Source organism: Agitococcus lubricus (assembly GCF_003051055.1).
Taxonomy (GTDB): domain Bacteria; phylum Pseudomonadota; class Gammaproteobacteria; order Pseudomonadales; family Moraxellaceae; genus Agitococcus; species Agitococcus lubricus.
The window spans coordinates 48,586-61,290 of record NZ_QAON01000016.1 but is presented as its reverse complement, the minus strand read 5'-3'; the positions used below and the strand labels follow the sequence as shown (position 1 = coordinate 61,290).

The following is a 12,705-nucleotide window of genomic DNA, read 5'->3' as shown; positions in this document are numbered from 1 at the left end:
ACTCTTAGGTTTATATCGACAAATTCAGTATATAGTCACGCTGTTTTTTAGGTAAAGCGGCTAAGCGTTGACAACGCTGATAAAACTTCACTAAATCATAATCCTCTGCGGCAAGTAGTGCTGTTAATGCAGGAATCAATGCATTATAAATGGCAACACTGTTGAGTTTTGGATTATTTAGCGTGGTAAACCACGCATCATACCCTGTATAACCTTGCCACTGTGTTCCTTTTAGCTGCTCATAACCTTGTCTCAATTGTTGTAGTAATTCTTGTTTGTGTTGCCTTTTGCTATCTGCTGTGAGGTCACTTTGATATAACTTAGCGAGTTGCCGACGATAGTCTAGAACTAAGGTGACAAATTGTTGTTGTTTATACTTATGGCGTTGATGTTGTGCATACAATGCAGGTTTATCTGCCAAAAATCGCTTTAAGCCCTCCATAGCCACCACTTCGGCAAAACTCTCGTTAAAGACAGGGTCATTATCGGCATAGACCACCTGATGCGCTAACTCATGAAAAATCAACTCCGCCAGTTCTAGTTCCGATTTTTGAAGTTGGCTACTGAGTACGGAGTCCCTAAACATACCTAAGGTTGAGAATGCCGATACGTTACTGATATAGGTTTCATAACCTTGCGATATCAGTCGTTGTTCATCAGCTTGTGCCAGTTGTACATCAAAATAGCTACGATAACTTAAACAGCCAAAAAACCAATAGCACCACGTTTTTAGTTGTAGAGACAACTCGGGTGTCGCCGACAAAGACCACATTGCATAAGGTCGTTTAATATCAACATAGGTATCGTACTGTCCTCGTGTTGGTAATGCGAGCTGTTGTGCAAAGTCACGAATTTTTTGAATTGTTTGCAATTTGTGTTGTAATTGCGGGGATGGTGTTTGTATGAGTAACTTATCAATCGATTGGCGTTGGCTAATCATTTGCCATTGGCCTTTGACAGCATGCTGATAATAGTTGATGGATTGACAAGCACTCAGACTAATGGCTAAGACCACGAATAAAAGCGTTCGCCAAGGTCGGCTTAGCGAGCTAGATGCTGACATAAAGACATTTCCGTTTTAGCAAAGATTAGCATGAAATTGCGCCATTTTTATTCATGCTAAACGGCCTATAGGGTCATGTCTATTCGAATTTTGATAGGCTCAAGAATAGACACAACACGCTTGCTATAACAGTCTTTGTCAAGGTCAGCGTTTGCCTAGACTACGGAATATATTGCTCAGCTAACTGTTTAAGCTCATCGGATGTGCATTTTTTATTTGAGGCTAATATCCATACATCATATTTACCGCCTCGACGCTTGCCAATAATACTATTGAAGCCAACGGCTCTCACTTGGGCGATTAAGGAGTCCATCGTAAAACCACATTTATGCGCCATATAATGCTCACCCTTCGCTAGCGCTTCGCGCCAGCCATAAATAATATCGATGGGGGCAATACGGCCAGAGCTAGTTTCAAACATGGGTTCCATCAGTTTACCATCTAAAATATGTTGGCAAATGGCTTCTAAATCTGGGCAGCCAACGACCATAAAGCCTTCATGATTGAGTACGCGCTTAAATTCGGCTAAGGCTGTAGGGACTTGATGAGGAAACACATGCTCTAAATTATGCGAAGAAAATAAGGCATCAACCGCACCAGATTGAATCATATGCATATCTAACATATCAGCTTGAATATCGGGCTTACATGCCGCCGAGATATCAACTCTTACTTCATGCCATGCTTCATTTGCAAACCCGCTCGCTGTGCCATATTTATTTTTTTTGCCACAGCCAATGTGAATAAATTTTTTTGTCATTATACAACCCTGTTTTTTTGATTATGGTGCTTGCCGATTGTGCACAGACCTATCTTATGATTGTTTTATGTTCAGATAGACCACACGATAAGCCAAGCATTTAACACATCCGCCCTCTCGCCATAGCGCTTTGATGTGTGATTAGTACGCTGGTACTCGTTTGATTTTGTGATAATGTTAAAAAAAAAGCAATAAAAATGCCGTCGATTGACGGCAAGTACGGGGTATATTATTTTATTATTTTCTTGTTGTTTTTAATTTATCCTCTGGCGTCATTAAAATTTATACATGGCTTGTACCCAGCCTTTTTTAGTATCCGTTTTAAGTCCTGCATCTGTTGTCAATGTTTTAGCATCCGTATCCGCTTCATAAACTGCGCCTTTTAGCATGACAGAAAGATTTTTGTTGATATTTTTAGCCACAGAAAAGTTCAACTCAGTACCTAAAGTAATACTATCTGTGTCAGTCTTAAAGCTATGACCTGCTAAGACAACGTTTAAACCAGCGTATTTAGCTAATACTTTAATATTGGTATCTTCTAAACCGTTAACTGGAGTTATCAAAAATTTGTCTGCCCAACCGTTAAACGCATGCAGAGTAGCTAAGGGGGTTTTAAAGCCTTTTTCTAAAAGTTCTTGTTGCAGTTTGATTGTAACAGGCCCCAAATTATAACCCAGTTGCAAGTCTATATAATTAGCATCGGGCGTTCCTACAGGGGTTGCATCCGCATATTCAGATTGTTGCGCAAAAGAGACTTCATATAAAAAGTCCTTAAAAGAACCATCTATTTTGGTGCCTATATGTTGAAAAGAGCCAGCAGGAGATACATTCTGTGCAACATTTGCATTAGTTGCCGCTACTGCATCGTATTCAACACCATAATAAAAGGCACTGGCATTAACACCAAAATCACCTGCAACGTGGCTATAACGCACATTTAACATCGGGGCAGATACAGGAATAATTTTACCCACAATATTATGTATTTTATTGACATACCCCAAGTTCAACGTAGTACTTGGTATTAACACTTTATTGGTATACGTAACAGCATCAAAGGTTTGGTCATTTTGCCGCCACGCCACATCACCAACAAAACGGGCATTGTCATAGACAATTTTTTGACGCCCCACTTTTGCACCATAAGCCTCAATAAAAACTTGGTTTACTTGAGTCAGTGATGGGTCAGCAATCGTTCCATATTGGGTTTTACCATTAAGGGTACTGTTATAATCTTCTTTACCTAAGTTCGTTACATCTTCAAATTGGATAAAACCTGTAAATCCTTGATAATCAGCCGTTTTATAGGCCAATGTGCTACGAACAGTAATAGCAGTTGCTTCTTTTGTGGTAGTAAAATCAACCCATTCTGTACGCAAACGAACGTCCATCGCCGCCTTACCGCTACTGATGGCTGTCATCAATTCTTGGGCATCGGCAAAAGCTAAACTGGGAAATAATGTGGCAACGCTGATGGATATGGCAAGTAACTTGTTCATAATAAAGTACCTTTTGTCAAAATTTAGGCAAAGCTACGCTAAGGGGTGATGGCTAATGCCATCGCCCTCTGTGCTAATACAACGGACGAGAACGAATTAAGCGGCGGGTCGTAAGTGCTTTTTGTATAAGAACTCTAAGACGACCGAACGTAAATGGTGATAATGCGCGTCGTTAGCTAACTGCATACGGTCTCGTGGTTTTGCCAAATCGACGGTGAGAATCTCGCCAATCGTCGCCGAAGGGCCATTGGTCATCATCACAATACGGTCTGACAATAAGACGGCTTCATCCACATCATGGGTGACCATGACGACGGTTGCTTTAGTATCTGCAACAATTTTTAGTAACTCATCTTGTAGATGTGCACGTGTGAGTGCATCTAAGGCACCAAAGGGTTCATCCATCAACAACACCTGTGGTTTCATCGCTAAGGCGCGGGCAATACCTACCCGTTGTTTCATACCACCCGAAATCTCTTTGGGATATTTGTGCGTTGCATGCGTCAAGCCGACCAGCTTTAAGGCGGCATGGGTACGCTCTTGTAATTGTTTTTTCGTTTCTTTATCGCCAAACACCCGTTCAACGGCTAAATAAACATTATCAAAACAGGTCAACCACGGTAATAATGAATGATTTTGGAAGACAACACCACGGTCAGGGCCAGGTCCTGCAATCTCACGGCCATTACAAAACAAATAACCGTCACTGGGCAAAGTCAGACCTGCAATTAAATTCAACAAGGTTGATTTGCCACATCCAGAATGGCCAATTAACGAGACAAACTCGCCTTCGGCAATGGTCAAATTGATGTCACGCAACGCTTCAAACGTTCCTTTTTTGGTTTCAAAACGCATGGCGACATTTTCAATATTTACATACTTGTTCATCGTACACCTCGAGCTATGCTGTGGGTATGGCTTTTTTAGGCAAGCCGCTCCCAATACCTCCTAAAACAGAGGTATGGGCACAAATTAAGTTACTTGAAACGTGGGTGAATTAAGCGTCGTAAGAGAAGCGTTTGGCGAGTAATAGTAAGGCTTGCTCTAACAGTAAGCCGACAATACCCACCACAAAGATTGCAATCAAAATGTGTTCGACGTTGAGATTGTTCCACTCATCCCACACCCAAAAGCCCAAGCCAACCCCCCCTGTTAACATTTCAGCCGCGACAATTACTAACCAAGCAACACCAATCGAGAGGCGGATACCCGTCAATAAATAAGGCAAACTGGATGGAAACAAGATAGTGGTAAACACTTTCCATTCGGATAAGCGCAACACCCGTGCAACATTCAAATAGTCTTGCGGAACTTGTGACACGCCAGCCGCTGTATTCAAAATAATCGGCCAAATACTGGAGATAAAAATCACCCAAATCGAGGCTGGCTCAGCCGACTTAAATACTAACAAACCAATAGGCAACCATGCCAATGGCGACACAGGTCTGAGTAAAGAAATGATAGGTGCAAACATTTGGTTAATAAATTGCACACGTCCCAAGATAAAACCTAAGGGAATCCCAATCAACGCGGCTAAGCCAAAGCCTAAGCCCACGCGCCCTAAAGAGTTAAGAATGTTCCAACCAATACCTTGGTCGTTAGGTCCATTGTTATAAAAGGGGTCAGAAAATAACGCTACTGCTGATGCCCATGTACTCACAGGGCCTGGTAACTCGGGGCGAAAATGATGCAAAATCGCCCATGCAAAGATAAATAAAGCAATCCCTAACATTGGTGGAAAAGCCCAACGCACAACAGCCGCAGGCTTTACCATGAGGGCAGGCATTTGAAACTTCGCCTCTGCTTTTTTGCTACTGGTGGTCGCACTCACAGTGGTTGTCACTAAACTCATGATGGTACTCCTTAGACTTTAATGGCAAAACTAGCGGCATAAGCTTTAGGATTAGAACCATCCCATACTTTGCCATCAATGAGTTTACTGCTACGCATCGGGCTGCTAGGTACAGGTACACCAATTTGGCTAGCGGCTTCTTTATACATATCAATTTGGTTGATGGACTTAGCCACCGCTAAATAATCCACCTCTTTCTTTAACAAACCCCAACGCTTATGTTGCGTTAAGAACCACATGCCATCAGATAAGTAAGGGAAGGACACTTCACCATTGCGATAAAACTGCATCGGGTTTGTATCTTTCCATTTACGACCAATACCGTTGTCATAATTACCCAAGAAGCGTTGTTCAATCACTTGCTCTGGTGCATTCACATAGGATTTGTCTGCAATTAACTTGGCCACCGCAGGACGATTTTTGATGTCGTCAATATAACGACTGGCTTCTAGTACCGCCATTAACATGGCGCGTGCGGTATTGGGATATTGTGTAATAAAGGCTTTGGTACAACCCAAGACTTTTTCGGGATGATTTGGCCAAATTTCTTGCGTCGTTGCCGTTGTAAAACCAATACCATCACTAATCGCACGCGCTCCCCAAGGTTCACCCACGCAATAACCGTCCATATTACCCACGCGCATATTGGCGACCATTTGTGGCGGTGGCACCACGATGGTTTTGACATCGTTCATAGGGTCAATACCATAAGCAGCTAGCCAATAATATAACCACATCGCATGTGTGCCTGTTGGGAAGGTTTGCGCAAACGTGTATTCGCGTTTATTGGAATCAATCATCCGTTTGAGTGATTTACCATCGACAACCCCCTGCTCTTTTAATTGATTCGAGAGCGTAATGGCTTGACCATTTTGGTTGAGCGTCATCAAAACAGCCATGTCTTTCGCTGTACTACCAATACCTAACTGTACGCCATAAATTAAACCATACAATACATGGGCAGCATCTAACTCGCCATTTAAGAGCTTATCGCGTACGCCTGCCCATGAGGCTTCTTTGCTGGGTGTAATTTTGATGCCGTATTTTTTGTCAAAACCTAATACGGAGGCCACCACAATCGGTGCACAATCCGTTAAGGGAATAAACCCCACTTTCACTTCGGTTTTTTCTGGTTTATCACTACCCGCAGCCCATGCACTGGTGGACAAGCTCATCATTCCGCCTCCCATTAAGCCTGCCCCCGCTGCCACTGCCGATTGTTTCAAAAAATCACGACGACTTTGTTGGACTTGGGGGACAGTATCATTCGTTAAAATTAAGTTTGTTTCTTCGTTTGGTAAATGCACCATGATGAACCTCAATCTCGGTGAACTTACTCAGGATTTTTCCCTGTCTACACTATACAAACACAGTGCCAACAAGCGACAAAAAACCGAATAAGTTCAATTTTGGTAAAAAAAAGGCAAAAAAAAGGCGTCCTTCAGCAATTAAGCATCTGGACGCCATTGTCCCAACCAAGTTTCGGATACCTAATAAGGAGCGGGTTATTAAGTATCGGAAAGCGTATAAGCCAACATTGGCCAAAGGAGCGCTCTCGCTAAATATATTGCAACCCTTGTGCCAACTTCACAAAACATCTCAAAAAAGTATTTTTCACCATTTAAGTGCATGTTTTGCACCAATATCGTGAATGGTGCATATTTTTATGGGGCTGACAGCTATTGGTGCATAATTTATGTTGTCCAAAATGAGGCAGATAGCTTTTTGAGTAGCCTCCATCGTGGTTGCTACCGCAAATAGCGCCATAAAAAAACCGCCTTGTAGGCGGTTTATCTATGTTGTTGACTGATAGGCTTAGGTCAATAAATCATTCATAGATAGTAACTTTTGCGCAACATCAATAATGCGGATATTACGGTCCATCGCCATTTTACGCATCGCATGATAAGCCTCTGCTTCGGTCATATTGCGTAATTGCATCAATAAGCCCTTTGCACGTTCTACGACTTTACGTTCATTTAATTTCGATTCGGCTTGTCTAATTTGTTGCATCAAGGCTTGGTCTTGCTCAAAACGTGCTTGAGCAATATCCAATACTGCACTTAAACGCTGTGGGTCAATATCTTCAACCACATAAGCAGAAACGCCTGCTTTAATCGCCGCTTTAATCGCCGCCGGTTGAGTGTCTTCACTGACCATCACTATCGGTTTAGGCGCATCTTGACTGACCACACAAATTTGCTCCAACACATCTCGGCTTGGTGAGTCGGTATCAATAATCACGACATCTGCCTTGAGGTCGGCTACTTTTTTAGGAATCATCAAAGCTGACGTAACCTCTTCAACGACATCACATCCTGCTTGCATCAATGCTGCCCGCAATCGGCCAACCTGTTTATTGGTATCATTTACTAACAGGACTCTTAACATAGTAGCCCTACTCCCGCTCAATAATGTCAGGCTACAGGCAATTTCTATGCCATCACTATCAATTTAGTCATCAGTCGGCACTATGGCAGGAAATTGGCGAAAAAAAACCCTTTACAAAAAGGGTTTTAACAGGGTTCATGCCAGATGCTCACATTAGGACTTCGGGACTTTTTTTCCTTTGTCTCGCAACATTAAGCGTTTGCCTTCTGGTTCTACTTCGTCATAAACATGTAGATTGACCGTTGCTTGCTCTAACAATAAACCGAAAGGACTGTCATAAGGTTGGTCATCGCTTAGGGCTTCCCAGATACGGCCATGAATCCACGGATGTGCCTGAATAGAAATATCTAAGTCTGTTGCTTTTTTACCGCGTTTATCTAACCAATCTTGCAGCAACTCATGCATTTGCTCACGTTTTTCCTTGAACTCTTCATAGTCATCACAAGAGAAGTCAATTTTATAGCCATACTTCTTAAATAAAAAATTTCCACCTATGGTTTCGCTGGCCTTAAAAAAAGGCTCATACGTACTTTTTTTGGTATGGGTATCTAAAGAAAAACCAGGACTTGGACGACCATAAGCCGATACAGAAGGAATATGCGGCTCTTGAGTCGCTGGTACGGGTGTATCTGCAGAACTCGACGGAACAACAACTGCTTGCTGTGCTGGTGCTTTTAAGAAATTATCTATCGCCACCATGACTTCAACGCCATTTTGAAAGCGATTTTTGACTTCTTTAGCCAGTAAACGGTCTAATAATTGTTGATAACGATGCAAGTGGTCTGGTAAACGCGGGACAGGCTCTTGGCAGTGTTTAATCGCGAGTGCAATGGTATCCGTTGCACTAAATGGTGGTTTACCGACCAGCATTTCATAAAGCATCACACCTAAACTATATAAGTCAGCACGACCATCTACTTTCATGCCTCGTGCTTGTTCGGGACTCATGTATTTCGGTGTACCCACCGTAGAGCCGACTTGCGTTAAATGACTCTCCGCTTGCATATTTCGGGCAATACCAAAGTCCGTTAAAATAGCATCGTCGTTATGCGCTCTAAATAGCACGTTGTCAGGTTTAATGTCTCGGTGCACCACCCCTTTAGAGTGTGCCAAACCTAAGGCATCAGCTAATTGTTTCGTAATGCGTAGTGCATTGTTGGGGGTAATATCTTGACGGTCAATACGCTCACTCAAATCTCCGCCTGTATGGTACTCCATGGCCAAGTAGTGATAATTATTAAACGAACCAACGTCATAAACAGTGACAATATGAGGATGTGATAGTGAGGCCACCATTTTGGCCTCACTATCAAAACGCTCAGGGAATCCAGATTCAGCAGCTAAGTGCGGCGCCATGACTTTAAGAGCCACTTGTCGACCAAAAGACTCTTGAATGGCTAGGTAGACGGTCGCCATACCACCACGACCTAACTCTCTGATAATTGTGTAGCCGGGAATCTGAATACTCATAATGTCAAAAAAATAACCTTATTAAAACGCTCAGTCTAAATTGGCAATTTGGCCAATTTGCGCTGTATGGCGTTTACGCGTTTGTAAATGAATGACGTTTGCACGTCGTTGTTCGTCTAATTGCTGGCGCTGCTGATTGAGTCGGTGCAAACATTGATCTAGGGTTTGACCAATACGCGCATGTGTTTGAATCATCGCAATTTTTGGCCATGTAATGCGTTCACCTTGGATTCTAAACCACATTAACATTTCGTCTGTTGGGTTTTGTAGCATACATGCGTAATGCCGCCAAGTATATTTTGCAACAATTGTCACATCACCATAATAGCGTTGGCCAATGATGCCATACCCATGGTCCATCAGTTGACGTAGAGTCTCAATACTGGTGCGCTCACGCATAAAATCAAACACCCCCATACCCACCATTTGTAACTGTGAGCGGACAATGCGTTTTGGCCATGAACTCAGTTTACCTTTTTGTAAACGTTCTTTGTCCGATTGCATAAAGGGCACGATATGCGGATTAACTTGACTCGCAATAAAATAGTTGACGTTAAATAAACGGGCTAAACGCTGACGTGGCAAGTCACTACGTACAGAGCCATCTACCCAACGCTCGCTTGGCATATAAGGATGATATTCACCGTGATGATTTTTAGTGGTTAACGTCACTGCTGGAAATAAAACAGGGACTGCACACGAGGCCAAAGCGGCACTCCAGACCAATAAATAAGGAGACGTTAGCTCATTCATCAACCGTGCTTTATGTGCTTGTAACGGCGAAACGGTCACATTGATATGACGACCTGTTTTGGCAAACGCCTCTTCAAAGGTATACTCACCAATGTTGTTGCGCACAAAAGACTCGAGTTGACGTTGGTCGGCAAAACCTTGGCCTAATATGCCATCACGTAAACGCTTCCATGTCCATGCATGATGATAAAAACCATCACCATCATACATTTTTACCAACTCTTCGTCGGTATGTGTGCCGAGCATACCTGTCACTAAAGAACCTGCGCTTGACCCAGAAATGACTTTAGGCAGTAAATTTTGTTCATGTAGTGCCTTACATACACCGACATGAAACAACCCTAAGGTTGCCCCACCCGATAACATTAATGCAGGTTGACCATAACTATGGAAGGTATCTTCAAAAAAACGGTGTTTTTGTTCTAAAGACAAGAACTCTAACTCGGTATCACAGAGATAATTGAGTGCGACACAGACCTGTTCAATATAATCTTCAATCAGTCGTTTCGTCCCAACATGAGCATAGGTATAGAGTAAAGGATTACCAATATTACCGATGTCGTGGTACAAGCCCTCACGTAGGGCGCGCATCAATTGGCGATTATCTTTTTGACGAATCAGTTGACGCAATTGCATCAGACGGTCACGAATGAGCTCATGATTATAGTGCTCTGAGGCATTATCTAGCTTCCACAAATCTAAACCGCTAACCGCATCTAGTTCTAAGGCTATTTCTTTCCATTCGGCATAGCTATTTGCTTCATCTAAAGCCTGACGCAACAACGAAACTTTATTGGTTAATAACATGAGCTTACTCCAAGTGCAGTAAGCATGATGAGTGTCATCCTGTGATTAAGCATTACACTAGTACGTTATGAGATAAAACGTATGATGTAGTGTTTTTAGATTGTCCCCTGTAAGAGCGATTCACTCTTATTGCCCCACCATGCTGTTAGATTTGGGATATACGCAAGCACTTTATGAAGTTTTACACTCTTTATTTTTGCGTTTATCCCACTAATACAATACAAACATACAACAAGTCACACTCTATAACATAAAAAAACAGACAATACAGCCATGCTGTCTAACAATTTTTAGTACTTCTCAGCGTGAGTCACTAAGATACGGCTAAACTCCATTAACGGCTAGATTGCCATTGTTTGAGTACCATTTGTGCTTGTAATAACTGAGCATTCGACATTTCTAGCTCTAGTACATCTTTAGCTTGTGCGGCTTCGGGTACTTTATGGGCTGCCAACGAAAAATACAGCCATGCTTTTAATTTGTCTGTACTAATACCTGTATCACCCAAATAAAGTAAACCTAAACGATACTGAGCTGTAGCATTTCCCTGCTGAGCGGCTTTTAGATATAACGTCAGCGCCGTTTTATTGTCATCTAAATCTTCTTGGTGGTGGATGGCTAACGCTAATTGTGCCTCGTCATGACCTTGTGCCGCGGCTTTTTCGTACCACTCAATGGCCTGCTCGGTGTTTTGTGCCACTCCTTCACCTGCATCATACAATTCCGCCAGCTCTAATTGCGCTTGCGCATTGCCTTGCTCAGCGGCTTTTTTGAACCACGGAAAAGCCTCATTAGGTTTATTGAAGCCTTCATCATAGACACGCCCCAATAAGGTCATCGCGTCAATATCCTGTTGCTCTGCCAAAGGGAGCACTAAGGCTAATGCCGAGGCATAATCTCGATTTTCAAAGGCTAACACTGCATCATCATAATTTGCTGCATGAGACACTGTGAGCCAACTACCGATGAGAACTGCTGACGAAAAACGCACCACGGAGGAGAGAATGTTCATAAAGATAAGAGCAAGAAGCTAAGATTTAGGTATTATACTGAAAATGCTTTGTCTTGGATGCACCACTTATGTCTTTACCTGTAGATTTCATCGAACAATTACAACGTTTAGCTCAACAAGTTCAGCAACTCTTACCGACCTGTCCACCTGCACCCGACTGGCAAGAAGGACGGGCATTTCGTTGGCGTACTGCGGGGCAACAACGCTATTTAGAAACAGTACGCGATTTAAGTTCGGTCAAATTAGCTGACCTCCAAGGCATAGACCGACAAAAACAAGAAATCACACGCAATACGGCACAATTTGTGAACGGCTTTGCAGCAAATAATGTCCTATTAACAGGTGCGCGCGGGACAGGCAAATCATCCTTAATTAAAGCCTTATTAAATGAGTTTGCTGATGACGGTTTACGTGTGATTGAGGTAGATAAAGACTTATTGGTCGATTTACCAGATATCGTCAATATCATTGCAAACCGTGCCGAGCGTTTTATTATTTATTGTGACGATTTATCGTTTACCGCCGACGATGCCAGCTATCGCGCACTCAAAACTATTTTAGATGGCAGCTTACATGCAGGCAGCGACAATGTTTTGATTTATGCAACCAGTAATCGCCGTCATTTATTGCCTGAATTCATGAAGGAAAATTTACAAACTTCGGTAGATGAGCATGGCGAATTGCATCCAAGTGAGGCAGTTGAAGATAAAATCTCGCTTTCAGACCGTTTTGGCTTGTGGTTGTCTTTTTATGCCATGAGCCAAGATATCTATTTAGATATCGCTCGTCATTGGTTGAGCACTTACAACATCCCATTTACTGAGGATACGCGCACCGCTGCTCTACAATGGGCATTAGGCCGAGGTAGCCGTTCGGGACGTAGTGCGGCACAATTTGCGAAAGATTGGGCGGGGGCTCATTGTTATCGTCAAGGCTCATAAAGACGTATTAAACTATTTTAAGACAGAGCGACCATGGATTGAGATAAGTAGACATATCACTCAACCTGATATTATGTCTTATCTAAGTCAACTTTTGTCAGCAAAGTAGCTCGCACACCAAACATCCCTAGAGCTGAGTACTGTTATAAGACTTTTC

11 protein-coding genes are annotated in these 12,705 nt (G+C 42.6%); 1 reads left to right on the top strand and 10 read right to left on the bottom strand.

Going from position 1 to position 12,705, the window contains the following annotated elements; all coding sequences use genetic code 11:
• Positions 1 to 10 precede the first annotated feature (10 nt).
• The 10 genes from C8N29_RS13800 to C8N29_RS13755 form a co-directional block, all read right to left on the bottom strand.
• Complete coding sequence (locus C8N29_RS13800; RefSeq protein ID WP_107866657.1) at positions 11 to 1,063, bottom strand: aminopeptidase; 1,053 nt, start codon at positions 1,061 to 1,063, stop codon at positions 11 to 13.
• 160 nt (positions 1,064 to 1,223) lie between these two features.
• A complete protein-coding gene (locus tag C8N29_RS13795; protein WP_107866656.1) occupies positions 1,224 to 1,823 on the bottom strand; it encodes a class I SAM-dependent methyltransferase in 600 nt (199 codons plus the stop codon).
• A gap of 275 nt (positions 1,824 to 2,098) precedes the next feature.
• Entirely contained in the window at positions 2,099 to 3,322 is a 1,224-nt protein-coding gene (locus C8N29_RS13790) for a hypothetical protein (protein ID WP_107866655.1), read from the bottom strand.
• A gap of 96 nt (positions 3,323 to 3,418) precedes the next feature.
• The gene (locus tag C8N29_RS13785; RefSeq protein WP_107866654.1) at positions 3,419 to 4,210 is read right to left on the bottom strand and encodes an ABC transporter ATP-binding protein; all 792 of its coding nucleotides are present in this window, start codon (positions 4,208 to 4,210) and stop codon (positions 3,419 to 3,421) included.
• Between the two features lie 109 nt (positions 4,211 to 4,319).
• The gene (gene ntrB / locus C8N29_RS13780; protein WP_107866653.1) at positions 4,320 to 5,174 is read right to left on the bottom strand and encodes a nitrate ABC transporter permease; all 855 of its coding nucleotides are present in this window, start codon (positions 5,172 to 5,174) and stop codon (positions 4,320 to 4,322) included.
• A gap of 11 nt (positions 5,175 to 5,185) precedes the next feature.
• The gene (locus C8N29_RS13775; RefSeq protein ID WP_107866652.1) at positions 5,186 to 6,484 is read right to left on the bottom strand and encodes a CmpA/NrtA family ABC transporter substrate-binding protein; all 1,299 of its coding nucleotides are present in this window, start codon (positions 6,482 to 6,484) and stop codon (positions 5,186 to 5,188) included.
• A gap of 505 nt (positions 6,485 to 6,989) precedes the next feature.
• Positions 6,990 to 7,565, bottom strand: a complete 576-nt coding sequence (locus C8N29_RS13770; RefSeq protein WP_107866651.1) for an ANTAR domain-containing response regulator — start codon at positions 7,563 to 7,565, stop codon at positions 6,990 to 6,992.
• A gap of 153 nt (positions 7,566 to 7,718) precedes the next feature.
• On the bottom strand, positions 7,719 to 9,035 hold the full coding sequence (locus C8N29_RS13765) for a serine/threonine protein kinase (RefSeq protein WP_107866650.1): 1,317 nt from the start codon (positions 9,033 to 9,035) through the stop codon (positions 7,719 to 7,721).
• Between the two features lie 30 nt (positions 9,036 to 9,065).
• Positions 9,066 to 10,595 (bottom strand): DUF3336 domain-containing protein, encoded by a 1,530-nt coding sequence (locus C8N29_RS13760; RefSeq protein WP_107866649.1) that lies wholly within the window; start codon positions 10,593 to 10,595, stop codon positions 9,066 to 9,068.
• Between the two features lie 334 nt (positions 10,596 to 10,929).
• On the bottom strand, positions 10,930 to 11,607 hold the full coding sequence (locus C8N29_RS13755; RefSeq protein ID WP_107866648.1) for a tetratricopeptide repeat protein: 678 nt from the start codon (positions 11,605 to 11,607) through the stop codon (positions 10,930 to 10,932).
• A gap of 68 nt (positions 11,608 to 11,675) precedes the next feature.
• Here C8N29_RS13755 and C8N29_RS13750 point away from each other — a divergent pair, with 68 nt between their 5' ends.
• Positions 11,676 to 12,548, top strand: coding sequence for an ATP-binding protein (locus tag C8N29_RS13750; protein WP_107866647.1), 873 nt, complete (start codon positions 11,676 to 11,678; stop codon positions 12,546 to 12,548).
• The last annotated feature ends 157 nt before the right edge of the window (positions 12,549 to 12,705 follow it).